Below are 26047 nucleotides of genomic sequence, written 5' to 3'. Positions count from 1 at the left end.
GTCATTCGATCCCGACACCCCAGAAGCGCGTCATGCCGAAGCGATCGATCCGGAAGCCCGTCACATTGCGCGCGACGGGCTGATAAACGGTCGCATGCGCGATCGGCGTAAATGGAACTTGTTCCTTGAAGATCCGCTGCGCTTCTTCATAACGCGCGGTGCGTGCATCGATATCCAGCGTCGCGCGCGCTTCCTTGATGAGATCGTCGAAAGGCTTGTAGCACCACTTCGCGAAGTTGCTGCCTTTCACGGCGTCGCAGCCGAGCAGCACGCCGAGCCAGTCGTCCGGATCGCCGTAATCGCCGCTCCAGCCGATCAGCAGCGCATCGTGCTCGCCGGCGCGCGCGCGGCGCACATACTCGCCCATTTCATAGGTGACGATCTCGGCCTGTACGCCAATCCTGGCCCAGTCCGCCTGAATCATTTCGGCCATGAGGCGCGCGTTGGGGTTGTACGGCCGCTGCACGGGCATCGCCCATAGCCTGAGCTTCAGCCCGTTCGCATGACCCGCTTGCGCGAGCAGCGCTTTCGCGCGCGCCGGGTCGTAGGGCGCGTCCTTGATCGCGAAGTCGTAGCCCCATTGCATCGGCGGCATCGGATTGGTCGCGGCGCGCGCGGTGCCTTGATAGACGGCGTTCAGGATCGCATGTTTGTCGATCGACATATCGAGCGCGCGGCGCACCGTCACGTCGTCGAGCGGCGCTTTAGACGTGTTGTAGGCGAGGTAGCCCAGATTGAAGCCGGGCTGATTCACGGCGTGCAGGCGCGGGTCTTTCGTTATCGACGCGACATCGGCGGGACGCGGATAACTCATCACCTGACATTCGCCCCGCCTGAGTTTTTGCAGGCGCACCATTGGATCGGTGGTGATGTCGAAGGTCAGCGACTTCAGTCTGACGATTCCCGGCTTCCAGTAATCCGCATTGCCCGCGAAGCGGATCGTCGCGTCTTTCATGTACTCGACGAACACGAAAGGACCGGTGCCGACCGGAAGCCAATTGATGTCGCCCGCGCGGCCCGACGCGAGCAGTTTGTCGGCATATTCGCGCGAGAGGATCGACGCGAACGGCATGGCCATTTTCTGCAGGAACGGTGCGTCGATTTTTGCGAGCGAAAAGCGCACCGTGTACGGATCGGGTGCCTCGATGCGTTCGATGTTCGCAGCGAGACCGAGATCGCGGAAATACGGAAAAGACACGGGATACGCGCGACGAAACGGATGCTGAGGATCGCGCATGCGCTCGAAGGTGAACACGACGTCGTCGGCGTTGAAATCGCGCGTCGGCGTGAAGTAGCCTGTCGTGTGGAACTTCACGCCACGGCGCAGATGAAACGTGTACTGCAGGCCATCCGCCGAGCGTTCCCACGATTGCGCGAGGCCGGCTTCGATATCGCCATTTTCCCGATTGAATTCCAGCAGACGGTTGTACACGGTATAGCCCGCCGCGCTCGCTTCGACGGACGACGTGAACTGGGCTTCGTCGAAGCCGGCGGGGCTGGCCTCGGAGCAGTACACGAGACTCTTGTCCAGCACGGCCTGCTGCGCAGCGGCCGTTTGTATGATCAGGCAAGCCGCGCACGCGAGCGCATGGCGTCCGGCATGACAATGCAGCGCGCGTCGTGCGTGCGTGTTCTTGCCTGTCATCTGTGTAGCCTCGTCGCGTTCCGGATGGCGAAAGCAGTATAGGCACCGAAGCAGGCTCTTACAATTCGCGCGTTCAAGTGCCGCGCCGCGCGATGCGAGCGCTTCGCATGACGAACGTTCGACAATTACGCACCGGCGCGCAAGTCGGTATAGCATGCATCGCATGAAGATACTGCTGACCGGGCCGGCGGGACTGTTTCGCGAGGGCGTCGCGGCGCTCTTGCGCGGTTTCGCGCACGGTGCCGAGGTGCAGACGCTCGACCGGATCGCTGATCGCCCGGAGGACGAAAGCAAGCCCGATTGCATCGTGGTGGACGGCGACCGCTTGCGCGACATGCGCGAAGAACTCGATGCCATTCGCGATCATGTCCCGGCCACACCCGTCATCGTTCTGTTGAGCATGGTGAAGCGCGAGCATGTCGATGAACTCATCGCGGCGGGCGTCGCGGGATGCGTCGAGAAATCCGCGTCGGCGGAGCTTCTTTTTGGTGCTGTGGGACTGGTGCTCGCGGGCGGCGTGTCGTTGCCGCGCTCGCTGCTTTCGCCGGAGCGGAGCGCTTCGCCCGCGCGGCTCGAAAGCGTCGAGCCGGAGCCGGATCTGCATCTGACGCCGCGTCAGATCGAAGTGCTCGCATTGCTCGCCCGCGGACGCTCCAACAAGATGATCGCGCGCGAACTCGATGTCGCCGAGGCCACGGTCAAGACGCATCTGACGACGATCTTCAAGGCGCTAAACGTATCGAGCCGCGGCGAAGCGAGCGCGGTGGCGGCGCGCATGGCGAAGATCCGCGACACGCAGGTCGATCATGCGATCAACGGGCAGCTTCCGGTCGCGCGCCTGCTCGCGAGGATGGACAGCCAGCATTTCAGGCCGGGCGAAATCCTCTTTCGCAAAGGCGAGCCGAGCGGCCAGATGTTTTACGTCGAGAAGGGCACGGTGCGGCTGTCGGAACTCGGCATCGAGCTGGGCGCGGGCACGGTGCTCGGTGAAATCGGGCTTTTTTCGCCGGAGCACCGGCGTACATCGACCGTCATATGCAAGACGGACTGCGACATGCGCACGGTCTCCGCCGCCGATGCCATTCGTCTCTACTATCAGGATCCCGAATTCGCGCTCTATCTGGTGCGGCTGATTGCGAGCCGCCTGCAGGCCGATAAAGAACGAAACGCATAGGTTTCGATCGCGCACGCAGCGCCGCAAAGACGCCTTGCTATTCGCCGACGCAATGACTACGTTAATGTGTGCGGCAGACATTTCGTGACCCGAAACATCGGGAAAAAGTAAAAGATGCCGGGCGCCGCGGCCCATTCCAATCATCATCAATCGCCGCGCGAGACCCGCGACTGCCATTTCGTTGCGATTATTTCGATCCCTGTCCGGACATCGAGCGTTTCGTCTTCGATGCGCGCGTGCCCATCGGCCGGGTCTTGAGAATATGGATTCGGAACTCGCCGGTACGGCCAATGTATTGCAACGCGTCGTGCGCACCATTCTGTTCGCCGACCTCGTCGAATCGTGCAGACTGGCCGAAGCCGACGAAGCGGGCACGGCTGCGCGCTGGCGCAATCTGCGCGCGGTCATCGAAAACTGCATCGTGCCCAGGCATAACGGGCGGCTGATTCGCACCGAGGGCGACGGCCTCATGATGCTGTTCGAACACGCATTGCCGGCGGCGCGCTGCGCGCTCGACATTCAGGCGGCGTGCCGGTCGAACGCGGGCGCGCGCGGCGAGGCCGAAGCCGCCGCCGAGCCGCTCATGCTCCGCCAGAGTCTGCACGAAACCGAGCTTTTCGCGGACGAGCGCGATGTCTACGGACGCGGGGTGAATCTCGCCGCGCGTCTCTACAACCTTGCCGGTCCCGGCGAAATCGTGATGTCGGATTGCGTGCATGCGCGGCTCGCGGGCGTGTTCGACGCATGCGAGGAGGATCTTGGCGAGTGTCATCTGCGGCATCTCGCGCAGCCCGTGCATGCGTATCGCCTGGGCGGTCCGGGACCGCGTCCGGTCATCCCGCCGAACGCGCCGGGCGCGATGGTGCTGCGGCCGTCGATCGCGGTGATTCCATTCGCGTCGCGCTGTCTCGAAGCGAATCACGACGTGCTCGGCGACATCCTCGCCGACGACATCATCACCGGTCTTTCGGGCAGCGACGAACTCCGCGTGATTTCGCGGCTGTCGACGGCCATGTTGCGCGAACGCGGCGCGAGCGCGGCGCAGGCGGGCGCGCTGCTCGATGCGCGCTACGTGCTCTCGGGCGCGTATCGCACGCACGGCGGGAAGATCGTGCTCACGGTCGAACTGGCCGACACGAAGCTCGAATGCGTGGTCTGGGGCGAGACGCTCACCGACAGCATCGATGCCGTGGTCGCGGGGGAAAGCACGCTCGTCGCGCACATCCATACGTCGGTCGGCACGCGGATCATCACGCATGAACTCGAACGCACGCGCAGCCATTCGCTGCCGACGCTCGAAAGCTCGACGCTCTTGCTGAGTTCGATCGCGCTGATGCATCGCGGCGTGCGCGACGAATTCGAACGCGCCGGCCAGATGCTCGACGTGCTCGCGGAACGCGCGCGCAGCCAGGCGACGCCCTATGCATGGCTCGCGAAGTGGCACGTGCTGCGCTTCAACCGCGGCTGGACGAGCGACCGCGTGGGCGAAGCGCATTCCGCGCTCGCCTGTGCGCGCCGTGCGCTCGACGCCGATTCGCGTTCGTCGATGGCGCTCGCGGTCGAAGGCTTCGTGCGCACGAATCTGCTCAAGCAGATCGATGCCGGCGAGGACTGCTACGAACGCGCGCTTGAGGCCAATCCGAACGATTCGCTCGCATGGCTGCTCAAGGGAACGCTTCATGCATTCAAGGGCGAGGGCGAGGAGGCGGTCGCATCGACGGGGCACGCGCTCGCGCTCTCGCCGCTCGATCCGCTACGAAGCTTCTACGAATCGCTGTGCGCGACGGCGGCGCTGTCGGCGCGCCAGTACGCGCGGGTCATCGAGCTTGCGGAGCACTCGTTGCGCAATGGACCGAACAATACGTCGACGTTGCGCGCGCTCGCGATCGCACAGGCGGAACTCGGTCTCGTCGACGATGCGCGTCTCACGATCGGCAAGGTGCTCGCGATCGAGCCGCATCTCACCGTACGCAGCTTTCTCGAGCGTTCGCCGAGCGCGGCGTTCGAGACGGGACGCATCTGGTCCGACGCGCTGCGGCGCGCGGGCCTGCCGTTGCAGTAGCGCGCGCCGGCGCATGCGCGGCGCGGCGACATCACGTTGAAGGCAAAGAGGTGAACGAATGACGACTCTCGGCGGCGTAGGTGGCGTAGGTGGCGTAGGTGGTGTGGGTGGCGTCGGCGGCGTGGGCGGCGTGGGCGGCGTGGGCGGCGTGGGCGGAGTCGGCGGTGTTGGCGGTGTTGGCGGCGGCGACACGCTCGGCGATGCCGAATCGCAGACGATGGGCCTCATCAGTCATCGCGATGGCATCTGCGGGCCGTGGCAGGGGCCGCAGTTCGAGATATGGCCCGACGAGGATGCCGGCCATATCGACGACAACGGCCAGTTGTGGCGCTGGGACGACTGGGTGCGCGCGAGCGTGTTCGACTTCGAGCTGGTGTCGAATCTCGCTTTTACCTTATCGCCCAGCAACCCGCCCGTTGGCGTCACGCTATGGGATCGCGGTTTCAGGAACGCGACCAGCAATGGCCTGCCCGCTTTCGATGCGCCGCAGCGCATCGTCGAAATGTATCGGCCGACGAAGAAGATATTCCGGGAGCAGCTCACCTTCATGGATCGCTACTCCGACCTGCGCGCCGAGCGGGCAAACGAAACCCTGCTGCAGATGGGGCCGCAGGTGGCGTTCTGGAGCACGATTCTCTATCTCAGTCCGCAGCGCACGCCGAAAACGCTCGAATTGCTGGGCACGGCGGTGCGCTTCGCAATCGCCGTGGAGATGCGCTTCAAGCACGCGCTCGCATGCAGCCGCGCGATCGACTACTCGCCGCAGGTTCAGCCGATAATCCCGACGCCCGGCCACGGCTCGCTGCCGAGCGGCCATTCGACGCAGGCGTACATCATCGCGGGCGTGATGCTCGATTTCTTCACCGAGCTGCGCAACACCGCGCTGCCCGTCGCGGCTGGCACGGCGCCGTCGGCGGTGCTGCGCACGCAGTTGTACGCGCAGGCGCGGCGCGTGGCGGTCAACCGGACGATCGCGGGGGTGCATTTTCCGGTCGATACGGCCGCCGGGCATCTGCTCGGCACGACGCTCGCGGAGTATTTCGTGCATCGCTGCAAATACCAGAACAACCGGGGCAACTTCGTGCCGCGCACATTCAGAGGCGACGCTTTCATCGGCACGAACGACTTCGACGATCAAGAACCGCTTACGTGGAATGCCGTCCCGGCCGGCACGCCGCAGACGATCGCGCCGAAAAACGTGTCGCCTGCTTATCCGCATATCGAGCTGGCCCAGCCGACAACGACCCATGAAGGCTCGAAGATTCTTGCCTGGCTCTGGAACGAGGCGAAAAGCGAGTGGAACGACAAGAGCCTGATTGCGAATCGCGTTTGAGGAGGCGGCATGGCCCCGGTCTGGTTGAGCGATGAAACCGCGGCGTGGCTGCTGCCCGAGTCGAAGGACAAGGTGCTGGCCGTGCAGCGTCTCGATCCGTACATCGTGTGGGCGGCGGCGACGCATTTCGTCGATCTCGGCGACGGGCCGCAGGGTTTCGTGCCGATCGCCATCGAAACGAAGGTCGGCACCACAGCCCGGGATCTCGCGATCAAGATTTACCGCAAGCCGTGGATGTGGATGTCGGCGCTGTATCGTCAGCCGCCCGCCGCGCTCGCCAATACGCGCTTTTGCACCGCGTTCGTGACGGCCGGCTTCCTCGATGAGTTGAACACGTCGCTCGCCGGCATGATCGAGCGCTTCACGCTGGCGATGCCGGTGCTGGCCGGCGAGCCGCGGCGCACCGATGCCGTGGCGACCACGGACTATGGCGGGCTTGCCAACACGTTGCCGGCCAACGGCACGTTCGGCCCCGCGGTGGTCGGCGTGTGCGACGACGCCATCGCGTTCGCGCACGAGCATTTCTACGCCGACAAGGCAGGCGCCGTATCGCGCGTGCGCTGCTTCTGGAATCAGGACGATCCGTCCAACTCCGCGCCGGGACTCGGTTACGGGCGCGAGTTTCTCCAGACGGACATCGTCAAGCGCATGAGCGCGGCGCGGCGCGGCGGGGTCATCGACGAAGAGGCGCTGTATCGCGATGCGGGCATCACGGCGCTCGCGCGCGGCTGGACGCACGGCACCGCGACGCTGGATCTCGCAGCGGGCGCGGATCAGCAACGGCTCGATCCCCCCTTGCCGGGCGCGGCGCATCCGGCTTTGGTGCCTGCGCTCATCGCCGTGCAATTCCGCCAGCCCGGCCGCACCGTGCGCGACACCTCCGGCCTCTGGCTCGACGCGCAGGCGCTCGATGCGTTCCGCTACATCATCACGCGCACGCAGAATATCGCCGGGGCGAGTTGCCGCGCGTATATCAACATGAGTTACGGTTATTTCGCCGGCCCGCACGACGGCAGTTCGATGCTCGAATGCGCGCTCGACGAGCTGTCGAAGACGGGCACCTGCTCGATCACGCTCCCGGCCGGCAACAGCAATCTCGACCGCTGTCACGGCAAGCTGAAGATCGCGAAAAATACGACGGAAGCACTGCGCTGGCGTGTGCTTCCCGAGTGCCTGACGCCGAGCTTCGTCGAAATCTGGCTACCCGATAGCGATGATCTGAACATTCAAGTGGTGATCGAGCCGCCTTTCGACGACGGAAACACGAACGCAAACCCGAACGCGAGCATGCCGATCGGGCCCGGCAAGGTCGGCACGTGGACGCAGAACAACGAGCGCCTGTGCACGGTCGTGCATCGCGGCCGGGGCGCGCGCGGCCACGCGCCGATGATTCTCGTCGCGATCGCGCCCACGATGACGCGCGATCCGGCCCGCGTTCCCGCGCCCAACGGCAACTGGACGATCAAACTGACGAACGGCGGCAATGCGGATATCGAAGTGCAGGCCTGGGTGCAGCGCAACGAAACGCCCATTGGTTTTCCGCCGCGCGGCCGCCAGTCACGTTTCGACGATGACAACTACGTGCGCTTCGACCGCTACACGGCGTTTCAGGACTACGACGACAACACGTCGCCGCCGAGCTGGATTCGTCGCGAGGGCACGCTCAGTTCGATCGCGACCGGCTTCGAGACGTGCGTCGTCGGCGGTTATCGCCGGGAGGACGAGGCGACCGCGCCGTATTCGTCGACGGGCTTCGACCAGAACGGCACGCCGCCTTATCGCGCGGGGCCGGACGTCGTCGCTGTCGCGGATCGCTCGATCGTGCGCAAGGGCGTGATGGCAGCGGGAACGCGCAGCGGCTCGGCCGTGCCGTTCGAAGGCACCAGCGCGGCGGCGCCGCAAATGCTGCGCATGACCGCGCTCGCGGCCAAGCAGAACACCCTCGGGCCGCCGCAGCCGATTCGCCAGCACGTGCGTCAGAAGGCGGCTGCGCAGACGTTTCCCGGCGGCATCGACACCGCTGGCCGCCCGCTCGACCCCGACGAGCAGAAGCGCCGCAAATCGCAGGGAAACGTCGGCGCGGGCAACGTGCCGCCGCAGCGGAACGCCATCGAAGACGGCTAGCCGTTCATTCGTGCGCTTCGAGCGCCAGCAGATTCAGCACGATCAGGATCGCGTCGCGATTCTCCGGCGCGACCTCGATGCCGAGCGTTTCCTCCATCCAGCGGCCGATCCGCGTCGTGGCGAAACTCGCTGGCGTCGCGTCCTTTTTCATCGTCACGCCGAGCTTGCGCGCGCGATAGTGATACGACGGCACGTCGTGTTCGCTGGCGACGCCTTTCAGCCCGCCTTTGCGCTCGCCGCAGACCCCCAGACCGCCCGCGAGGACGATGCGATCCGGCTCGTCGAGCGCCGCGACGAACGCGCGCGCCAGCACCCGCACGCGTGCCTCGTTCAGCCCGAATTCGCTGAGCGCCGCCTCGATGGGATCGTCGGGGCCGTGCGGACGCGCATCGACTTCGGCCTGCACGCCGTCGATCTCGATCGACAGATTGCGCTGCAGGCTCGCGCTGCGCAGGCAGTCGATCAGAAAGCGTCGAAAGTACGCGCAGAGCGCATGCGCGGTGGACGGCGCGCTTTCCGGCGATGCGTGCGACGGACGCTGCTCGAAGTCGAGCCGCAGCACGCGCGAGAAGAAGAACTGCGAGATCAGCTCCTCCTTGTCCTCGGGCAGTCCGCGCAGTTCCGACGGGTAATAGCAGCGCAGTGCCGTGCGCACCATCTTGTAGATCTGGCCGATCTCGATCTCCGAAAGACTCGCGCGGCGATGCCAGAGATCGGCGAGCGTGGCGGCTTCCAGCCCGAAGCCGACGGCGTTGTGGTCGGTCAGCGCGTCCATGACGATGCTCCTTCGCGATTCCCCGGCGCACGGCGCGCCGCATGCATTCCTGTGAATCCGGCTTGCGTGAACATTGGCCCCTCCGACGAATCCGCTGCGCTGCCAGGCGCGTGGCTCCGGATGCTTCGGATGTGCACCGATCGCGAGAGCCGGCGCTTTCAAATTAGTAAGGACGGGGGTCGCGCAAAATCGGCTAGATGGTCTACATCGAAAGTCGTAGACGGGCGGGACCGGTCGCGGGCGGCCATCCAGTTTTTCGGGCGGCAGCGCGTTGCTTGCTGCGGTCGTGATGCTCGCGCGTTGCAGATCGTGGTCGTCGCGGAAGACGTCGAAACGCAGTCGCAGTTCCGCACGCTCGGCGAACTCGACTGCGATCAGATGCAGGGCTTCCCGTTGAGCCGGCCGATGCAGGCGTCGGAGCTTCCGGCGTTTATCGACGGCATGGCGGGGCGGGTCATCGCGGCCGGGCGCGTGCGCGATGCGCCTGTCACATAGCGCGCGGCGATCCCGCCCACACCGCGATCGCGCTGAGAGGCTCGGCGTCGGCGGACACGGCGCGGCGCGCGTGGGCGGCCAGCGCCGCGAGCCAGCTTGCGGCATCGCGGGCTTCGCCGATGGTGTCGATCAACGATGCTTCGTCCAGCCGCGCGCAAAAGCCGTGACAGCACGCGAGAAACACGTCGCCTTCTTCGATCGGAAACGGCGCGCGGGCGGCTTCGACTTCGAGCGCGCCTTCCGTGCCGAGCGCGGCGCGCCGGTTTGCCTCGATGGAATGCGGCGCCGCGCGGTGATCGGACGTCTGCAACGCGATGCGACCTTCGCGGAAACAGTAGATGCGCGTGTCGCCGCAGTGCGCCCAGTTCGCGAGCTTCGTGAGCGGATCGATGGTCAGGATCGCGATCGTCGAGCGCATGCGTGAGCGTGCGCCGCCTGAGCATTGCGCATCGACGATCGCGCGATTCGCGGCGAGCATCGCATCGGCCAGTTGCTCGGTCTCGACGCTCGTGCCGCGCGTGGCGCAATCGCGCAGCACATCGCTCACGGTATCGACGACGAGTTGCGCCGCGATATCGCCGCCGCCGTGTTCGCCCGCGCCATCGGCGACGATTCCCGCAATCAGCGTTCGATGGTCGATCAGCACGACGCGTTCTTCGTTGCTGCCGCGTCCGCCGGGATCGGTGAAGCTGGCGAGATCGAATCGCATGGGGCTACCTTCGAGGCTTGTCATGGTTGGCGAACATCGGCTGATGAGCGATGCGCAGCACGTTCTGCGCGGGCCACGCGATCAAGACGAACGGACGTCCGCGTTTTTGAAACCGGCCGTGCCTATGCGAAAACACCGGTCGCATCGAAAAGAACGAGCTTCGATCGCGATGAATACTCCTTCCATACGCGGCACATTCGCCGCGTTAGATGCCGCGCTGCATGAGCGACGCGGCCTGATCCAGCCTCTCGAAGGAGTCGTATTCATGGCCACATTCACGCTGAAAGACGGAACCGTGCTGTTCTACAAGGACTGGGGCTCGGGCCAGCCCGTCGTTTTCTCTCACGGCTGGCCGCTCAATGCGGACGCGTGGGATGCGCAAATGATGTATCTCGCCGAACGCGGTTATCGCGTGATCGCGCACGACCGGCGCGGCCACGGGCGTTCGGACCAGCCGTGGGACGGCAACGACATGAGCCGCTACGCCGACGATCTCGCGGAACTCGTCGATCATCTCGACGTGAAGGACGCCGTGTTCGTTGGCCATTCGACGGGCGGCGGCGAAGTGGCGCGCTATATCGGCCGTCATGGCACGACGCGCGTGAAGAAGGCCGTGCTGATCTCGGCCGTGCCGCCGCTGATGCTCAAGACCGAAGCGAATCCCGGCGGCCTGCCGCGCTCCGTATTCGACGATATCCGCCGTGGTGTGATCGGCAATCGCTCGCAGTTCTTCCGGGATCTCGCGACGCCGTTCTTCGGCTTCAATCGCGAAGGCGCGAAGGTGTCGCAAGGGACCATCGACGGGTTCTGGCTCGCGGGCATGCAATGCTCGATCAAGAGCGCGTATGACTGCATCGAGGCGTTCTCGGAGACGGACTTCACCGGCGACCTGAAGAAGATGACCGTGCCGACGCTCGTGCTGCAAGGCGATGCCGATCAGATCGTGCCGATCGATGATTCCGGCAAACTCTCCGCGAAGATCGTTCCCGATGGCACGCTCACGATCATCCCAGGCGCGCCGCACGGCATGTGCACGACGCATGCCGGCGAGGTCAACGAGAGCCTGCTCGCGTTCATCCGCAAGTAGAGCAATGCACAGGGACGCTCACGGCGCGAGCCAGCCGCGCCGGATCGGCCACGATGCCAGCCTGCGATAAAGCGCGATCAGAATGTGCATCAACGCGTCGCCTGCATGTTGCCAGAGCGGCGCGATGAGTGCATACGCCACGCAGGCCACGGCGACTGCGCCCGCCATATCGAGCGGAAAGTGCACGCCGATGCGCACGCGCGCCCACGCGATCACGATGCCCGCAAAGGCGACGAGAAGGCCGCATCGCCACATCCGCGCGAGCAGAAACGTCAACGCGACGCTGGCGAACAAGGTCGCGTGATCGCTCGGGAACGACGAATCCGGCGCATGCTCGATGAAGGTATGCCCGAGGCCGATCATGAACGGCCTCGGATGCATCCAGACCATGCCGATCAACTGATTCAAGCCGAGCGCGAGAAACGCGACACAGCACGCGCGCACGGCCGCGCTGCGTCGATGGCGGCCGCCGAAGAGCCACAGCAACGCGAGCAGCGCGGGAATCAGATAGAGCAGCTCATTGGCGATGGCGACCGCGATATCGATTTGCCACGGCGGTGTGGCGGGCGTCGCGTTGATCGAGAGAAACCACGCGCGGTTGAGTGCTTCGAGTGAATTCATGCGGCAGGTTCGCAGGCTACGATGATGCGGCCGATCGTAGCGGGCGAACCTTATGCGAGACTTAGAAGCGGCGAAGATTCTTGCGTTTGAATCACTTGGGGTGGCGCTATCGCAAATCATTGCGGTTGCGGGTCTACCTCACTGCCCCAAATTTCAAGTCTCTCGGTAGTCGGAGGAGGGCTATTCTTCAAATCCGTAAAAGCCTGAAACGCGAAGGCCCCGCGTTACTTGCCCTTCGAATTCTGCGCGATGGCTTCGCCGGTTTCCCAGCCACCGCCGAGCGCACGAAAGAGGTTGACCTGATCGATTGCGACCTGACCTTCGGCAGCCGCAACCTGCGCGGCGACGCCGGTGAGCGTGCGCGTTGCGTCGAGATCGTTGAGGAAGGACTCGCGTCCCGCGCGATACAGTCGATTCGTTTCATCGGCGGATTCGATCGCGGATTTATACGCAGTGCGCAATGCGTCGGCGCGCGTGGTATCGGATGCATAGGTCGCGAGGCTGCTTTGCGTTTCCTGCAACGCCTTCAGCACGACGCCGTCGAAATGCGCGAGCGCGCCGCTCGTCGATGCTTCCGCCTGATGCACGCGCGCGCGTTGCCCGTTGATCGGAAAGCTCCAGCTGATGAGCGGCCCGAACGCCCAGCGGTTCGTATTCGCGCCGAACAGATCTTCCGCGATGCCGACCGATCCCACCGATGCACCGAGACTCACCGACGGATACAGCGCCGCCGTCGCGACACCGATGCGCGCCGTCGATGACGCAAGCTGCCGCTCGGCCTGACGCACATCGGGGCGGCGCTTGAGCAACGCGGCGCCATCGCCGACGGGAATCGGCGCGCGCAGCTTCGGCAGCTTCTTGCAGGCGAGCGCGGATTTGGGCAAGTCGGAAGCCGCACGCGCGAGCAACATCGCGAGCCGATACTGCGCGACACGTCTGCGCGCGACGAAACGCGGAATGTCGGCGGCGAGCGTATCGGCCTGCGTCTGTCCGCGCGTGACTTCCGACTGATTGCCACGGCCCGCATCGCGCAGACGTTGCGTGAGCTTCACGCGCTCCTTTTGCAGATTGAGCGACTTCTGCGCGATGTCCAGTTCTTCGGCCGCCGAGCACGATTCGACATACGCGCGCACGACATCCGCGACCACCGTGATGCGCGCGAGATCCTGCGCGGCTTCGACGGCTTCATCGTCCGCATTCGCCGCTTCGACGCCACGCTTCAGCTTGCCGAAGAGATCGATCTCGTAGGAAATGGAGAGATCGAGCGCGCCTTCGTTGACGACGGGAAGCTTCTCCGTCAACAGATATTGCTCCGCCGATTCCTGCGCGCGCTGAAACGCCGCCGATGTCTTGCCGGAGAATCCGCCTTGCCGATTCGCGAACTCGACTTCCGCGCGCGAACGCGCGAGATTCGCGGCCGCAACGCGCAAATCCGTATTCGATGCCAGCGCCTGCGTGACGAGTTGATCGACAACCGGATCGTCATACAGACGCCACCATTTGGCGGGCACTTCGCCTTGCGTGACGGGCGCGCGATCCGCGCCGTCGATCGCGCCGTTCGCATAGGGCGCGTTGACGGCGGCGTTATCCGGCACGGTGTAGTTCGGTCCGAGCGTCGTGCAGCCGAAGAGCGCGAAGGCTGACGAAGCCGCCATGGCCATCGCTTTCATGATGCGCACGCCGTTCATTGCGATGCGCCCGTTGCAGGCGCCGACACGCTCGACGTCGGCGCGGGCGCCGATGCCGGCGACGTTTCGGATGCGGCGCGCTTGCCGATCTTCGGCCCGATGCCGCGCACGGAAACGGTCGCCGTGCGGCCCGCGATCATGCGGAAATCGGCGGGAATTTCATCGAGCGTCACGCGCACGGGAATGCGCTGTGCGAGACGCACCCAGCTGAACGCGGGATTCACGTTCGGCAAGAGACTCGGGCTTTGCTGACGGTCGCGATCCTCGATTGCCGCGACGATGCTCTGCACGTGGCCGCGCAAAATGTTGGTCTCGCCCATCACCTTGATGTCGACGGGCTGGCCGATATCGATGCCGCCGAGCTTCGTTTCCTCGAAGTAGCCATCGACGCGGAACGAATGCATGTCGACGACCGAAAGCACCGCGCGTCCCGCCGCCACGTATTCGCCGGCACGCGGCGCGCGATCGTTGAGATAGCCATCGACGGGACTCACGATCTCCGTGCGCTGCAGATTCAGACGCGCGGTGTCGATCGCGACTTCGGCGTCGGCGAGCGCGGCCGTCGCCTGTTCGACGCGCGAATGCGTTTCCTCGACCACTTCACGCGCGACGAGATTGCCGAGCGAGCGATTGCGCGCGTCTTCACGGCGCGCCTGATCGAGCGTGGCGCGGCGCTGCTGCGCGGTGGCCTGTGCATTGCGAAGCGCGAGCGCGTAACGCGCCTGATCGATCACGAAGAGCACATCGCCTTTCTTGACTTGCTGGTTGTCGACGACCTTCACATCGGTGATGAGACCGGACACGTCGGGCGCGACCTGGATCACATCGGCGCGTACGTGGCCGTCGCGCGTCCACGGCGCGAACATGTAGTAGTCGACGAGCTTCCACAACACGACGCACGCAATCGCGACGACGATGAGCGTAAGCAGAATCTGCCCGAGAGAGAACCAGGTTTTTTTCACGAGATGAGCCGCTGCGAAACGATGACGACAACTCCCAGCACCAGAACGTAGATGCCGAGATCGAAAATGGAACGGTGCCACACGAAGCGATAAAAGCCGACGCGCGCAAGCACGGTGCGGATCGCCAGATTCACGAGATAGGCGATGAACATCAGCACGAGCACGGCGGGCACGAAGACGCCGAGAATGTCGATTTCGCCGATCATGTGTGGCGTTCCGATGAAAAACGATGGATGAAGATCATGCCGGCTCCTCGCGCGGCGGCACGCCGTTCGCAGGCTTGGGCTGCTCTTGCGTTGCGGGCGGATGCAGCGACAGACGCATGCCGACGAGCGCATGCAGCGTGTCGCGCAACCACTTCTCCGCGACGGCATCCTGAGCTTGCGCAATGGCGCGCGCGCTGACCTGCGTGCTGGTCGCATCGATGCCGCGAAGCAGTTCGGCCGGCACCGGCTGGCGTGCGTTGCGTGCAATGCACAGCTCGAAGTAGCGGCGCAAGGCATCGAGCACGTCGTCGACGGAGCTTTGCAGTTCGGCGGGCAGCTTGCGGCGCGTGCGGCGCAGATCGAGCGCATTGAGCGCGACGCGAAAATCGCGGAAGCTTTCGATCGACGGATGACGATGCGAGTCCGTCGCCGCATGACGCGGCAGGAGCTGCATCAAGCGGTCGAGCATGCGCGCATAGAGATTGCGCTGATCTTCGATCACTTCCGCCTGCGACGCGCTCAACACGATATCGGCCCACGCCGAGCGCGTGAGTCGTGCGGCTGCCAGCTCCGCGCCGAACGGACGCGTGACGAGCGTCCAGAGGAAGGCGAACAACAGGCCCGCGACGCCCGCGAGGTTGCTGTTGAGAAACACGAAGAAGTTCGCTTCGTACGCGCTCTGAATGCTGATGAAAGTGGCCGTGTTCACGGCGACCAGCATGGTGACGAGACTGAAGCGCGGGTTCGGCGTCAGCGTGCCGATGATGAGGAACGGCACCGAAAAGATCACGACGAGCATCGCGAAGTCATGCACGTTCGGCAGCACGACGAACACATAGAGCCCGGCGAGCACCACGCTGATGCAGGTCGCGAGAAAGAACTTGAATAGCTGCGGCGCGGGTTCGTCGAGCGCGGCGAAGAAGCAGCACGACACGGCGGCGAGCGCCACGGCGGACGCGCCGTCGTTCCATCCCGATTCGATCCACAACGCCGACGCGACGATGATCGCGCTCACCGCGACGCCCGTCGAAAAAAGCATCATGCCGCGATCGAAGAAGCGCGCCGTGCCGCCCAGACGCCAATGGCGAAAGTGCGGACGCCATTCGCTCGTCTCGTTGAGAATGGCCGCGCGCAGGGCGCGAATGTCCTGCCATACGTCGATGACTTGCCCAAGACGCCAGAGCGCATTCGACAGAAGCGCGCCATCCGCGCTCGCCAGCGCTTCGACGGAAGGGCGCATCGCGGCGATGCGCTCACGCAGCGCATCGGGCTCGCGTTCGTTTTCGACATCCTTCTCCGAGCGCGGCGTGGGCGAGCCGACCCAGGCGGCGACATCCTTCAGCAACGCGTCGAGTCCTTCCGGATGGCGTCCGTGCTTGGCGACGAGTTCGATCAAAGGATCGGCCATCGACGAGATCAGCGGCAGGAAGATCTGCATGCGCCCCTGCAATGCCCGCGCGCGGCGGATGATGTCGGGCCGCGTGTGATCGTAAGTCAACTGGCTCAACAGCAGTTCGAGGCCGTTCACGGTGGAGGCAAGCCGTTGCCGCGCCGCCGAGATCGATGCGCCCGCGATATGCCCCGAGAGCGTCTCGCTCGCGTAGAAGGCGGCGTCGCGAAACCATGCGTCCGTTCGTGCGATCAGCGTGGGGGCGAGGCGGCTCGGAAACACGACACTGCCGACGACGCTCGCCACGATGATGCCGACCAGAATCTCTTCCGTGCGTGTGATCGCGAGATCGAACACGGTGGCCGGATTCGTCACGGTGGGCAGCGCGATCAGCGGCAGCGTGTAGCCCGCGAGCAGGAAGACGTAGCTGCGCGCGGTGCGATCGAACATCGACAGATAGAGCAGGGTGCCCGTCCACAATGCGACGATCACGCTGAACAGAATCGGCGACTCGACGAAAGGCGGCACGATCAGCACCGCGCCCGCCGCGCCGATCATCGTGCCGAGCGCGCGATACAGCGCTTTCGAGCGGGTCGCGCCGACGAACGGATTCGACACGATGTAGACGGTGGCCATCGCCCAATAAGGACGCGGCAATTCGAGCCTCAGTCCGATATAGAGCGCGATCATCGCGGCGGCGAAGGTCTTGGCGGAGAAGAGCCACTCGCGCGCGGAAGGAAAGGGCATGATGCTAGGCTCCGCGCTTTCCGGATGAGCGCGACGCCTTGCCGGCGGACGCATCGACGGCTTCGAGCGCGGCGAGCAGCTTCGCGTCCGGCGACGCGCTGAACGCATTGAGTACGCGCAGCGTCGTTTCGAGGTCTTCGCGGCTCACGCCTTTCAGCAGGCGCGCGCGCAGCGTGACGAGACGTTCTTCCATGCGCGCGGTGACGGCGCGGCCTTCATCGGTGAGCGTGATGGTTTTGGCGCGCTTGTCTTCCGGGTCTTCGTCACGCCGCACGAGGCCGGCCGCGCAAAGCTGATCGAGCAGACGCACGAGCGATGGCCCTTCGATGCCCACATGCTCCGCAAGCGTCACCTGACGCACCGCCTCGCCGAGCCGGTTGGCCGTGAGAAGCGGCACGGCGCAGGCTTCCGACACGCCATACGAGGCGAGCACGCCGTGGCTCGTGCGGCGCCAGCGTCGCGCGGCAAGCACGAGCGTGCTGCTCACGGAGCGGCGCAGAAAATCGAGTTGAGTCATGCGGCGGGATTATAACGAGAACTTTATTCGTTAGCATGCTATCGACTTATGATTTTTCTTTCAGTTTGCGTACGCAATGCATGGCTGGAAGCGCAAATTGGCGTGCTATCTTTTCGGCTCGATCATCCGGACCGCGCCGCCATGCCGATTGCCTATCTCCGTGGCCTCACTTCGCCCAGCCGCACCGATACCGCCAACCGGCGCCTCGGCTGCGCGCTCGCCTTCGTCGCGGGCGCGGCGAACGCGGGCGGTTTTCTCGCCGTCGGACAATACACGTCGCATATGTCGGGGCTGGTTTCGTCGATCGCCGATAACCTCGTGCTCGGCCAGATCGCGCTCGTGTTCTCCGCGATCGGCGCGGTCGGCGCGTTCGTCGGCGGCGCGGCGACGTCCGCGGTGCTCATCAACTGGGGACGGCAGCGGCGCGCGCATAGCGTGTTCGCCACGCCGCTCCTGCTCGAAGCCGCGCTGCTGCTCGTATTCGGCATGCTCGGCGCGAATCTGGAAACGCATCGCGTGTGGGATGTGCCGTTGACCGTCGCGCTGCTCTGCTTCGTGATGGGTCTGCAAAACGCAATGATCACGAAAATCTCGAAGGCCGAAATCCGCACGACGCACGTGACGGGGCTCGTGACCGATATCGGCATTGAAATCGGCAAGAGTCTGTACTGGAACCGTGGCATCGCGCGCAGCGATGCCGCTTATGTGCGCGCGAATCATGCGCGTCTCGTGCTCTTGAGTTCGCTCTTCGCGATGTTCATGCTCGGCGGTTTTGCGGGCGCGATCGGTTTCGCGCATCTCGGTTTCGCGACGACGGTGCCGCTCGCCGCGTTGCTGCTGCTGTTCTCGTCCGTGCCGCTCGCGGACGATTTCGCGGCGGGCAGACGCCGTCCGCGCCGCTAACCGGCTTCGGCGGCTTTCGCGGCCTGCGCGACGATCCAGTCGCGAAACAGCGTCATGCCGTGCGAAAGCCGTCGCGATTTGAGCCACGTCAGCCAGTAGCTGCCGGTTTTCACTTCGATATCGAACGGGCGTACCAGCAATCCGGCCTGCAATTCGCGCACGAACATGCGCGACGGCGCGAGGGCGACGCCCGCGCCCTGCACGGCGGCTTCCACCATCAGACGCGACGAATCGAAGACGGGGCCGTTCATCGTCCATGCGTCGATGCCGGCGGCGTCGAACCATTCGGTCCAGTCGTCCGCGCGATACGAACGCAGCAGCACTTCGCTGGCGAGATCGGATGGCTTCTCGAGACGCCGGGCGATATCGGGCGCGCACAGCACGGCGAGCGGCGCATCGAGCAGCAGCGCGTTGTGCGTGGCGGGCCAGACGCCCGCGCCGAAGCGGATCGCGAAGTCGAGCCCTTCCGAGGCCGGATCGACGAGATTGTTGTGCGTGAAAAGCCGCAATTCGACGAACGGATGCGTCTCGCGAAATGCCTTGAGCCGCGGCATCAGCCAGCCGACCGCGAACGTGCCGACGACGCCCACCGTCAGCACTTCATGAAAGTGCCCGCCTTCGAACTGCTTGAGTACCGCTTCGATGCGGCCAAATGCATCGCTCAGTACGGGCAGGAGCGCGCGCCCTTCGTCGGTGACGCTCAGGCCGCGCGGCAGGCGCCGGAAGAGCGGCGTGCCGAGCCGCGCTTCGAGCGCGCGCACTTGCTGGCTGACGGCCGCCTGCGTGACGTTCAGTTCCAGCGCGGCGCGCGTGAAACTCAAATGTCGCGCCGACGCTTCGAACGCGCGCAACGCATTCAGGGGAAGATGAGGTCGCATGGCTCGCATAAGATTTTCTATTGCCTGCGGCAAATTATCATCGATTGTCGAAACGCGAAAAAGAGCGGATATTTCGCTTCGTTCCAATCATGCAAACCAGAACGAAGGATCAAGACGATGAAGTTTCGTGCGCTGAGTCTTTTGGCGACTGCCATTTTTTCTTTTGGCGCGATGCCTGGCGTCGCGCGGGCAAGCGATGCAGCGAGCGTCAAGGCGACGGTCGATAAGACCATCAAGCCCCTGATGGCGCTGCACGGCATTCACGGCATGGCAGTCGGCGTGGTCGTGGACGGCAAGCCTTATGTGTTCGACTACGGCGTGGCATCGAAAGCGACGAAGCAGCCCGTCACGCGCGACACGCTTTTCGAACTCGGCTCGATCAGCAAGACGTTCACCGCGACGCTCGCGTCCTATGCGCAGATCGAGGGCGATCTTTCCCTGAGCGACCCCGTCAGCAAATATCTGCCTTCACTCGACGGCACCGACTTCGGCAAGGTGACGCTGTTGAATCTCGGCACGCACACGCCGGGCGGCCTGCCGCTGCAAGTGCCCGATGAAGTTCACGACAACGAGCAACTCATCCAGTACTTCAGCACGTGGCGTCCCGCGGGGCCGCCCGGCACGATCCGCACGTATGCGAATCCGGGCATCGGCACGCTCGGCCTCATCACGGCGAAGAGCATGAAACAGGACTTCGACGCGCTGATGCAAACGCGCCTCTTCCCGGCGCTGGGCCTGAAACATAGTTATATCGACGTGCCCGCTTCGAAGCAGCGCGATTACGCGCAAGGCTATACGAAGGACGACACGCCGATCCGCATGAAAGGCGGCGTGCTTGCATCGGAAGCGTATGGCGTGAGAACGACGGCGGCGGACATGGCGCGCTTTCTGCAGATCAACATGAACATGGTGCGCATCGATCCGGCGTATCAGCGCGCCGTCGACGCCACGCACACGGGCTATTTCCAGGCGGGGCCGATGACGCAGGACCTCATCTGGGAACAGTATCCGTATCCATCCGCAATGCAGCCTTTGCTCGATGGAAACGCGTCGTCGATGATCCTGAACGCGACGCCCGTCACGCGCATCGATCCGCCGCAAGGCCCGCGCGACGACGTGTGGATCAACAAGACCGGCTCGACCAACGGCTTCGGCGCGTATATCGCGTTCGTGCCAAAGGCGCGCGTGGGCATCGTGATGCTGGCGAACAGGAACATCCCGAACGAAGAGCGCGTGAAGGCCGCTTATGCAATCATCACGTCCTTGACCAGCGGACGATAACGACCGAAGCGATGCGCATCGATCCCTACAGTCTCGAACTCTTCATCTCGGTCGTCGAGGAAGGATCGATCGCGCGTGCCGCGAATCGCAACCATATCGCGGCATCGGCGTTGAGCAGACGCATCGCGGATCTCGAAGCGGCTATCGGCGTCGCGCTGCTCATTCGCTCACCTGCGGGCGTGCAACTGACCGAGGCGGGTCAGCACGCCTATTCCAGCGCGCGCTCCATTCATGGCCAGCTGGAAAGCATGGCGCGCGAAGTCCAGTCGATGAGCGGCCAGATCGCGGGCGTCGTGCGTCTCTTTGCGAATGCATCGGCGATCGTGGGCTTTTTGCCGGAACGTCTGACGCTGTACAAGACGCAGTATCCGCTCGTCGAGATCGCGCTGACGGAACAGATCAGCGATGAAGTGATTCGCGCGTGCCTCGACGATCGCGCGGATATCGGCATATCGGCGAGCACGAAGGCGCACGCGGGTCTCGATACATGGCGTTTCGTCGACGATCCGCTGATGGTCGTGCTGCCGCCCGGTCACGAACTCGCGCAAGCGGACGCGCTGAGTTTCGCCGAAGTGGCGCGCTTTCCGCTCGTCGCGTTGCAGGCGGGCGGCTCGCTCGATCAGACCTTGAAGGAACACGCCGATGCCGCGCGTGTGCCGCTCAACGTGACGGTCACCGTCAACAGTTTCGACGCGCAATGCCGCATGGTTGAAGCGGGCTTGGGCATCGGTATCGTGCCGACGAGCGCCGCGTCGGCATTCGCGGGATCGCGCAATTTCGTGCGGGTGCCCTTGCGCGAGACATGGGGCGTCGGCCGTCGCCTGTACGTGCATGCGCCGCGCAAGTCGTCGCGTCTGAAGGCGGTGCAGGCGCTGATCGATACGCTTATCGGCGAGGGTTAACACGGACATCGCATCTCGCGATGCCCCCTGTGCCGAACGAACACTTCATACACGCGCGCGGCTGCGTCTAGATTGACATCGAAGGAGAATGCGATGGCCAATCTGGATGTAAGCGGGCGAATCCTGCTTCTCGCCGCCGACCCCGCGATAGTCGAGCGGCAGCTCGCCGGCGAGAACCTGACGCTCGATGAAGCGGGCGCACTGCGCGACGATGTTTCCACCGACGAAATCACGCCGATCAGCGTGCTCACGCGTTTCGACGAGCGTCTCGGGCAATGTCCGTATGTCGGTTTTCATGCGGGCGGGCGCAGTCCGATCGGTCACGGCGCCGTGCACGCGGGCCGCTTTCAGGTGACGGTCGCGGGCAATCGCTACGGCAAAGGTTCATCGCGGGAACATAGCCCGCTCGCCGAATATCACGCGGGCATCCGGCTCGTGATTGCGCGCAGCTTCGAGCGGATTTATCGGCAGAACGCGGACAATCTCGGGCTTTTCACGTCGACAAACTTCGGCCTGATCGCGCGCATCCGGCGTGGCGAGGCGATCGATATCGACGAACTCGTCGCGGATCGCGATCCGCTCGCGGCGGCGATCCTGAAGAGCGGCGGCCTGCTGCGCTACGGGCAGTTGCATATGCAGCGCGTGAGCATCGGCGAAACATCGCACGATGATGCGCCGCGCACGCTCGTCGAAAAGATTCTCGCGCGCCACGCTTTGACGACCGATGTGACGAACGCATCGCTCGAACCGGGCAACGGCATCCTCGTGCGCGCGGACTGGCGCTTCATCCACGAGTACTACACCGGCATGGCCGCGCACATGCTGCACGCGACGTTCGGCCGTCCGCTGACGCTGCACGATGCGCGCAGCATGCTCGCGTTCGAGGATCATCTGTCGTACTCGCATCGCAGCGAGTTGCATATCAGGAATGGCTTGCTGCCGAACGTGCGCGAGCTGTCGGATGCGCATCGCGCGTTCGCGCATGACTACGACGTGCGCAATCACGGCTATCTGAGCGAAGCGAACAGCGAACGCGACGAAGGCTCCGAAGGCATCTCGCACGCGATGATGGCCGAACGTTACGCGTTGCCGGGTCAGGTCGTCGTCGGGACGGATTCGCATACGCCGCATAGCGGCGCGCTCGGCTGCGTCGCGTTCGGCGTCGGCACGACGGACATGGCGAATGCATTCGTGACCGGCGCGGTGCGCATGACGGTGCCGCAATCGTTGCGCATCGAATTGTCGGGGCCGATTCCGGCGGGCGTCACCGCGAAGGACATCGTGCTTCATCTGCTCGCGGATGCGCGCATCCGCGCGGGCGCGGGCGTCGGCAAGGTGTTCGAGTTCGCGGGCGCGGCCATCGCGAGCCTTTCGACCGACGAGCGCACGACGCTCACCAACATGACCGCCGAGCTGGGCGGCTTCACTGGCATTGTCGCGCCCGACGATGAAACCGTGCGCTTCCTGAAGGAACGGCGCGGCATCGACTTCACGCTCGAACCGTGGATGCGAAGTGATGCAGGCGCGCGTTATGCCGATGTCATCGCGATTGATTGCACGCGCCTCTCGCCGATGCTCGCCGCGCCCGGCGATCCCGGCAACGGCATCGCGCTTCAGACGCTCGATGAAAGGCCGGGCATCGATATCGCATACGGCGGTTCGTGCACGGCCGGCAAGCGCGAGGACTTCGATCACTATCACGACGTGCTTTCGTGGGCGGCCGCGCGCGGCCTGCGCGTGCCGGACAACGTGAAGCTCTATCTGCAATTCGGCACGCAGGACGTGCGCGACTATTGCATCGCGCAAGGTTACGTCGATGCGTTCGAGCGCGTCGGCGCCATCTTGCTGCAGCCATCGTGCGGTGCGTGTGCGAACTGCGGGCCGGGTTCATCGACGCAAGCGCAACAGGTCACCATCAGCGCGATCAACCGCAATTTTCCGGGCCGTTCGGGTCCGGGCAAGGTATGGCTCGCCAGTCCGCCGACGGTTGCCGCGAGCGCGCTCGCCGGACGCATCGCATCGTTCGCGGAGTTGCAGCAGCGCTTCATGAAGTAAGCAGCATTTCAGCCGCCATCGATCCGGCATCAAAATACATACAGGAGACAAGCAATGGCCATCATGCAGGGCACTTCGCGTCTGCACGACGCCGCCGGCCGCGCGTTGACGGACGCGCCCGCCATCGCGGATACGGCGGGCATTTCAGCGCGCCTCGACCGCCTTCCCGCGACGCGCGCGGTGTGGAAGCTGGTCTTTCTTTTGAGCCTCGGCTTCTTCTTCGAGCTCTACGATCTGCTCTTCACCGGCTATATCGCGCCGGGTCTCGTGAAGAGCGGCATGCTCACGTCGACGACGGCGGGCCTCTTCGGCACGACGGGCGTTGCGAGCTTCATCGCCGCGTTGTTCTGCGGGCTGTTCATCGGCACGATCGCGTGCGGCTTTCTCGCCGACCGCTATGGACGTCGCGCGATCTTCACGTATTCGCTGCTCTGGTACGTCGCGGCGAATACCGTGATGGCGTTTCAGGACACGGCGCACTGGCTCAACTTTTGGCGCTTCGTTTCCGGCCTCGGCATCGGGGTGGAGCTTGTGACCATCGGCACATACATGTCCGAACTCGCGCCGAAACATCTGCGCGGCAGGGCGTTCGCCGTGTGCCAGGCGATCGGCTTCTCCGCCGTGCCGGTGGTCGCGTTCCTGTCGTATCTGCTCGTGCCGCGTGCGCCGTTCGGCTTCGATGGCTGGCGCTGGGTCGCATTGGCGGGCGGCGTGAGCGCGCTTTTCGTGTGGTATTTCCGGCGCAATTTGCCGGAAAGCCCGCGCTGGCTCGCGAGCAAAGGCCGCATCGACGAGGCCGATGAAGTGCTGCGCCGTCTCGAAGACCAGGTCGCGCTTCAATACGGCAAGCCGCTGCCCGCGCCTGGTCCGTCCGATCCGATCGCGAGAAAGGCCGGCTTCGGCGACATGTGGAAGCCGCCATATCGCAAGCGCACGCTGATGCTGATCGTCTTTCATATCTTCCAGACGGTCGGCTTCTATGGCTTCGCGAACTGGGTGCCGACTCTGCTCGTCAAACAGGGCGTGACGGTCACGTCGAGCCTGCTGTATACGACCGTCATCGGCCTCGCCGCGCCCATCGGACCGTTGCTCGGCTACTGGATCGCCGATCGTTTCGAGCGCAAGCATGTGATCGTGTTCATGGCGGGCGTGAACATCGTCGCGGGCTTGCTGTTCAGCCAGGCGTCGGCGGCGGTGATGATCGTCGCGCTCGGCGTGTTGCTGACGCTCGCGGGCAACATCATCTCGTTCACGTATCACACGTATCAGCAGGAGCTTTACCCGACGGCGATCCGCGCCCGTGCAGTGGGCTTCGTGTATTCGTGGAGCCGGCTATCGGCGGTATTCAGTTCGTTCGTGATCGCGTTCGTGCTGAAAGAGGCGGGTGTGACCGGCGTGTTCGGCTTCATCGCGGGCGCGATGCTGCTCGTGATGCTGTCCATCGGCCTGATGGGACCGCGCACGCTCGGGCGCTCGCTCGAAAGCATCTCGCACTGAAGGCTCAAGCGCCGCACGCGTGAATCAGGAACTGCTGCACGGCTGTCGACGGGGCGCTCAGCGTAGCGCCCTTGCGCCAGATCATCCCCGCTTCCATATGAGGAATGGTGTCGTCGACGGGCCGTGCTTCGATGCGCTTGCCTTCCAGCGACCACGGCCGAAACACCATATCCGATAGCACCGTGACGCCGAAGCCGTGCGCCACGAGACCGCGCAGCGCCTCCATCGAACTCGTGCGAAACGCGATGTTCGGTTCGAGGCGCTTCTTGTGCCAGTAGCGCATCGTCGATTGTTCGCCTTCATCGACGGTAATCAGAATATACGGATGCGCGGCGATATCCTTCAGCGCGACCGATTGCTGCCGCGCAAGCGGATGCGACGGCGCGACCCACAACTGACGGCGCGAACGCATCAGCACCTGACTGTCGAAGCGATTCGCCCGCTGCAGATTCGATAGCAGCACGACGCCGATATCGACATCGCCGTTCGCGACCGCTTCTTCGATTTGCGGCCGCTCCATGTCGCGCAAATCGAAATCGATGAATGGATACGTCGCACGAAAGCGCGCGAGCAGTTCCGGCAAAAAATACCCGAGCACCGTATACGACGCTGCGATTCGCGCGACGCCGCGCATGTCGTGCGCGCGAAACGGCGGCATGTGCATCGCGTCGCGCGCAGCGTCGAGCACGCGGCGCGCGTGATTATGAAAATCCTGGCCATCGGGCGTGAGCGCGACGCCTTGCGGCAATCGCTCGAACAGCTTCGTGCCGAGCGCGCTTTCGAGCGCCAGCACGGCATTCGTGATCGCCGATTGCGAGACGTGCTCGTTGGCCGCCGCCATCGAGAACTGGCCGGTTTGCGCGGCGGCGACGAAGTAGCGCAACTGCCTGAGCGTGAGATCGAAGGCCATCTGATTTTCAGATACCAGAGTTGTTTATTCGTGATTTTACGATCGCAAATTGGCTTTCTATACTCGGCAAAAAACAAAATTCCCGA

The 26047-nt window shown here is 64.3% G+C and carries 22 protein-coding genes; 11 read left to right on the top strand and 11 right to left on the bottom strand.

The window, feature by feature from the left end:
* Position 1 precedes the first annotated feature (1 nt).
* The gene (locus tag AWB76_RS05895) at positions 2–1645 is read right to left on the bottom strand and encodes an ABC transporter substrate-binding protein (protein ID WP_061159190.1); all 1644 of its coding nucleotides are present in this window, start codon (positions 1643–1645) and stop codon (positions 2–4) included.
* Positions 1646–1808: 163 nt separating this feature from the next.
* Here AWB76_RS05895 and AWB76_RS05890 point away from each other — a divergent pair, with 163 nt between their 5' ends.
* From AWB76_RS05890 to AWB76_RS05875, 4 genes are all read left to right on the top strand, one after another.
* Positions 1809–2819 (top strand): LuxR C-terminal-related transcriptional regulator, encoded by a 1011-nt coding sequence (locus AWB76_RS05890; protein WP_061159421.1) that lies wholly within the window; start codon positions 1809–1811, stop codon positions 2817–2819.
* 262 nt (positions 2820–3081) lie between these two features.
* On the top strand, positions 3082–4881 hold the full coding sequence (locus tag AWB76_RS05885) for an adenylate/guanylate cyclase domain-containing protein (RefSeq protein WP_061159189.1): 1800 nt from the start codon (positions 3082–3084) through the stop codon (positions 4879–4881).
* A gap of 58 nt (positions 4882–4939) precedes the next feature.
* Positions 4940–6214, top strand: coding sequence for a phosphatase PAP2 family protein (locus tag AWB76_RS05880; RefSeq protein ID WP_074171292.1), 1275 nt, complete (start codon positions 4940–4942; stop codon positions 6212–6214).
* 9 nt (positions 6215–6223) lie between these two features.
* Complete coding sequence (locus tag AWB76_RS05875; RefSeq protein WP_061159187.1) at positions 6224–8338, top strand: S8/S53 family peptidase; 2115 nt, start codon at positions 6224–6226, stop codon at positions 8336–8338.
* Between the two features lie 4 nt (positions 8339–8342).
* On the opposite strand, the gene AWB76_RS05870 is transcribed toward AWB76_RS05875, so the two are convergent.
* Positions 8343–9113 carry a hypothetical protein gene (locus AWB76_RS05870; RefSeq protein WP_061159186.1) on the bottom strand — a complete coding sequence of 257 codons (771 nt, stop codon included), beginning with the start codon at positions 9111–9113 and terminating at the stop codon, positions 8343–8345.
* Positions 9114–9413: 300 nt separating this feature from the next.
* On the opposite strand from AWB76_RS05870, the gene AWB76_RS05865 reads away from it, so the two are divergent.
* Positions 9414–9608 (top strand): EAL domain-containing protein, encoded by a 195-nt coding sequence (locus AWB76_RS05865; protein WP_061159185.1) that lies wholly within the window; start codon positions 9414–9416, stop codon positions 9606–9608.
* Here the strand turns inward: AWB76_RS05865 and AWB76_RS05860 are convergent.
* Positions 9601–10317 carry a PP2C family protein-serine/threonine phosphatase gene (locus tag AWB76_RS05860; protein WP_061159184.1) on the bottom strand — a complete coding sequence of 239 codons (717 nt, stop codon included), beginning with the start codon at positions 10315–10317 and terminating at the stop codon, positions 9601–9603. The two genes, AWB76_RS05865 and AWB76_RS05860, sit on opposite strands and share 8 nt — an antisense overlap.
* 265 nt (positions 10318–10582) lie before the next feature.
* Between AWB76_RS05860 and AWB76_RS05855 the strand changes: the two genes are divergently transcribed.
* Positions 10583–11404, top strand: coding sequence for an alpha/beta fold hydrolase (locus AWB76_RS05855; protein WP_061159420.1), 822 nt, complete (start codon positions 10583–10585; stop codon positions 11402–11404).
* Between the two features lie 18 nt (positions 11405–11422).
* Here AWB76_RS05855 and AWB76_RS05850 read toward each other — a convergent pair whose 3' ends face one another.
* The 6 genes from AWB76_RS05850 to AWB76_RS05825 all read right to left on the bottom strand — a co-directional run bounded on the left by AWB76_RS05850 (position 11423) and on the right by AWB76_RS05825 (position 17535).
* Positions 11423–12025, bottom strand: coding sequence for a phosphatase PAP2 family protein (locus AWB76_RS05850; protein WP_061159183.1), 603 nt, complete (start codon positions 12023–12025; stop codon positions 11423–11425).
* Between the two features lie 224 nt (positions 12026–12249).
* Positions 12250–13695, bottom strand: coding sequence for an efflux transporter outer membrane subunit (locus tag AWB76_RS05845; protein ID WP_374729910.1), 1446 nt, complete (start codon positions 13693–13695; stop codon positions 12250–12252).
* Positions 13696–13709: 14 nt separating this feature from the next.
* Positions 13710–14675, bottom strand: coding sequence for an efflux RND transporter periplasmic adaptor subunit (locus AWB76_RS05840; RefSeq protein ID WP_061159181.1), 966 nt, complete (start codon positions 14673–14675; stop codon positions 13710–13712).
* Positions 14672–14881, bottom strand: a complete 210-nt coding sequence (locus AWB76_RS05835; RefSeq protein ID WP_061159180.1) for a DUF1656 domain-containing protein — start codon at positions 14879–14881, stop codon at positions 14672–14674. Before AWB76_RS05835 ends, AWB76_RS05840 begins: the two co-directional genes overlap by 4 nt.
* 34 nt (positions 14882–14915) lie before the next feature.
* Positions 14916–17018, bottom strand: coding sequence for an FUSC family protein (locus tag AWB76_RS05830; protein ID WP_061159179.1), 2103 nt, complete (start codon positions 17016–17018; stop codon positions 14916–14918).
* Between the two features lie 4 nt (positions 17019–17022).
* Positions 17023–17535: a MarR family winged helix-turn-helix transcriptional regulator gene (locus AWB76_RS05825; RefSeq protein WP_061159178.1), complete on the bottom strand. Its 513-nt coding sequence runs from the start codon at positions 17533–17535 to the stop codon at positions 17023–17025.
* A gap of 141 nt (positions 17536–17676) precedes the next feature.
* Between AWB76_RS05825 and AWB76_RS05820 the strand changes: the two genes are divergently transcribed.
* Positions 17677–18438: a YoaK family protein gene (locus AWB76_RS05820; RefSeq protein ID WP_061159419.1), complete on the top strand. Its 762-nt coding sequence runs from the start codon at positions 17677–17679 to the stop codon at positions 18436–18438.
* On the opposite strand, the gene AWB76_RS05815 is transcribed toward AWB76_RS05820, so the two are convergent.
* Entirely contained in the window at positions 18435–19325 is an 891-nt protein-coding gene (locus AWB76_RS05815; RefSeq protein WP_061159177.1) for a LysR substrate-binding domain-containing protein, read from the bottom strand. The two genes, AWB76_RS05820 and AWB76_RS05815, sit on opposite strands and share 4 nt — an antisense overlap.
* 108 nt (positions 19326–19433) lie before the next feature.
* On the opposite strand from AWB76_RS05815, the gene ampC reads away from it, so the two are divergent.
* From ampC to AWB76_RS05795, 4 genes are all read left to right on the top strand, one after another.
* Positions 19434–20597, top strand: a complete 1164-nt coding sequence (ampC, locus tag AWB76_RS05810) for a class C beta-lactamase (RefSeq protein WP_061159176.1) — start codon at positions 19434–19436, stop codon at positions 20595–20597.
* Between the two features lie 11 nt (positions 20598–20608).
* Positions 20609–21499 (top strand): LysR family transcriptional regulator, encoded by an 891-nt coding sequence (locus AWB76_RS05805; protein WP_061159175.1) that lies wholly within the window; start codon positions 20609–20611, stop codon positions 21497–21499.
* A 93-nt stretch (positions 21500–21592) separates the two neighbouring features.
* Positions 21593–23554 (top strand): aconitase family protein, encoded by a 1962-nt coding sequence (locus tag AWB76_RS05800; RefSeq protein WP_061159174.1) that lies wholly within the window; start codon positions 21593–21595, stop codon positions 23552–23554.
* A 54-nt stretch (positions 23555–23608) separates the two neighbouring features.
* Positions 23609–25051, top strand: coding sequence for an MFS transporter (locus AWB76_RS05795; protein ID WP_061159173.1), 1443 nt, complete (start codon positions 23609–23611; stop codon positions 25049–25051).
* A 4-nt stretch (positions 25052–25055) separates the two neighbouring features.
* Here the strand turns inward: AWB76_RS05795 and AWB76_RS05790 are convergent, their stop codons facing one another.
* Complete coding sequence (locus AWB76_RS05790) at positions 25056–25961, bottom strand: LysR family transcriptional regulator (RefSeq protein WP_061159172.1); 906 nt, start codon at positions 25959–25961, stop codon at positions 25056–25058.
* Positions 25962–26047 lie beyond the last annotated feature (86 nt).

Source organism: Caballeronia temeraria, from assembly GCF_001544795.2.
Lineage (GTDB): Bacteria > Pseudomonadota > Gammaproteobacteria > Burkholderiales > Burkholderiaceae > Caballeronia > Caballeronia temeraria.
Note: the sequence above shows the minus strand (reverse complement) of the source record. Positions and strands in the feature narration are given on the sequence as shown.

Coding starts and splice junctions, on each gene's coding strand:
- AWB76_RS05875 (WP_061159187.1), top strand. CDS start 6,224: ATGGCCCCGGTCTGGTTGAGCGATGAAACCGCGGCGTGGCTGCTGCCC.
- AWB76_RS05800 (WP_061159174.1), top strand. CDS start 21,593: ATGGCCAATCTGGATGTAAGCGGGCGAATCCTGCTTCTCGCCGCCGAC.
- AWB76_RS05845 (WP_374729910.1), bottom strand. CDS start 13,695: ATGAAAGCGATGGCCATGGCGGCTTCGTCAGCCTTCGCGCTCTTCGGC.
- AWB76_RS05825 (WP_061159178.1), bottom strand. CDS start 17,535: ATGACTCAACTCGATTTTCTGCGCCGCTCCGTGAGCAGCACGCTCGTG.
- AWB76_RS05820 (WP_061159419.1), top strand. CDS start 17,677: ATGCCGATTGCCTATCTCCGTGGCCTCACTTCGCCCAGCCGCACCGAT.
- ampC (WP_061159176.1), top strand. CDS start 19,434: ATGAAGTTTCGTGCGCTGAGTCTTTTGGCGACTGCCATTTTTTCTTTT.
- AWB76_RS05860 (WP_061159184.1), bottom strand. CDS start 10,317: ATGCGATTCGATCTCGCCAGCTTCACCGATCCCGGCGGACGCGGCAGC.
- AWB76_RS05895 (WP_061159190.1), bottom strand. CDS start 1,645: ATGACAGGCAAGAACACGCACGCACGACGCGCGCTGCATTGTCATGCC.
- AWB76_RS05885 (WP_061159189.1), top strand. CDS start 3,082: ATGGATTCGGAACTCGCCGGTACGGCCAATGTATTGCAACGCGTCGTG.
- AWB76_RS05870 (WP_061159186.1), bottom strand. CDS start 9,113: ATGGACGCGCTGACCGACCACAACGCCGTCGGCTTCGGGCTGGAAGCC.
- AWB76_RS05835 (WP_061159180.1), bottom strand. CDS start 14,881: ATGATCGGCGAAATCGACATTCTCGGCGTCTTCGTGCCCGCCGTGCTC.
- AWB76_RS05805 (WP_061159175.1), top strand. CDS start 20,609: ATGCGCATCGATCCCTACAGTCTCGAACTCTTCATCTCGGTCGTCGAG.
- AWB76_RS05795 (WP_061159173.1), top strand. CDS start 23,609: ATGGCCATCATGCAGGGCACTTCGCGTCTGCACGACGCCGCCGGCCGC.
- AWB76_RS05880 (WP_074171292.1), top strand. CDS start 4,940: ATGACGACTCTCGGCGGCGTAGGTGGCGTAGGTGGCGTAGGTGGTGTG.
- AWB76_RS05890 (WP_061159421.1), top strand. CDS start 1,809: ATGAAGATACTGCTGACCGGGCCGGCGGGACTGTTTCGCGAGGGCGTC.
- AWB76_RS05830 (WP_061159179.1), bottom strand. CDS start 17,018: ATGCCCTTTCCTTCCGCGCGCGAGTGGCTCTTCTCCGCCAAGACCTTC.
- AWB76_RS05790 (WP_061159172.1), bottom strand. CDS start 25,961: ATGGCCTTCGATCTCACGCTCAGGCAGTTGCGCTACTTCGTCGCCGCC.
- AWB76_RS05855 (WP_061159420.1), top strand. CDS start 10,583: ATGGCCACATTCACGCTGAAAGACGGAACCGTGCTGTTCTACAAGGAC.
- AWB76_RS05815 (WP_061159177.1), bottom strand. CDS start 19,325: ATGCGAGCCATGCGACCTCATCTTCCCCTGAATGCGTTGCGCGCGTTC.
- AWB76_RS05850 (WP_061159183.1), bottom strand. CDS start 12,025: ATGAATTCACTCGAAGCACTCAACCGCGCGTGGTTTCTCTCGATCAAC.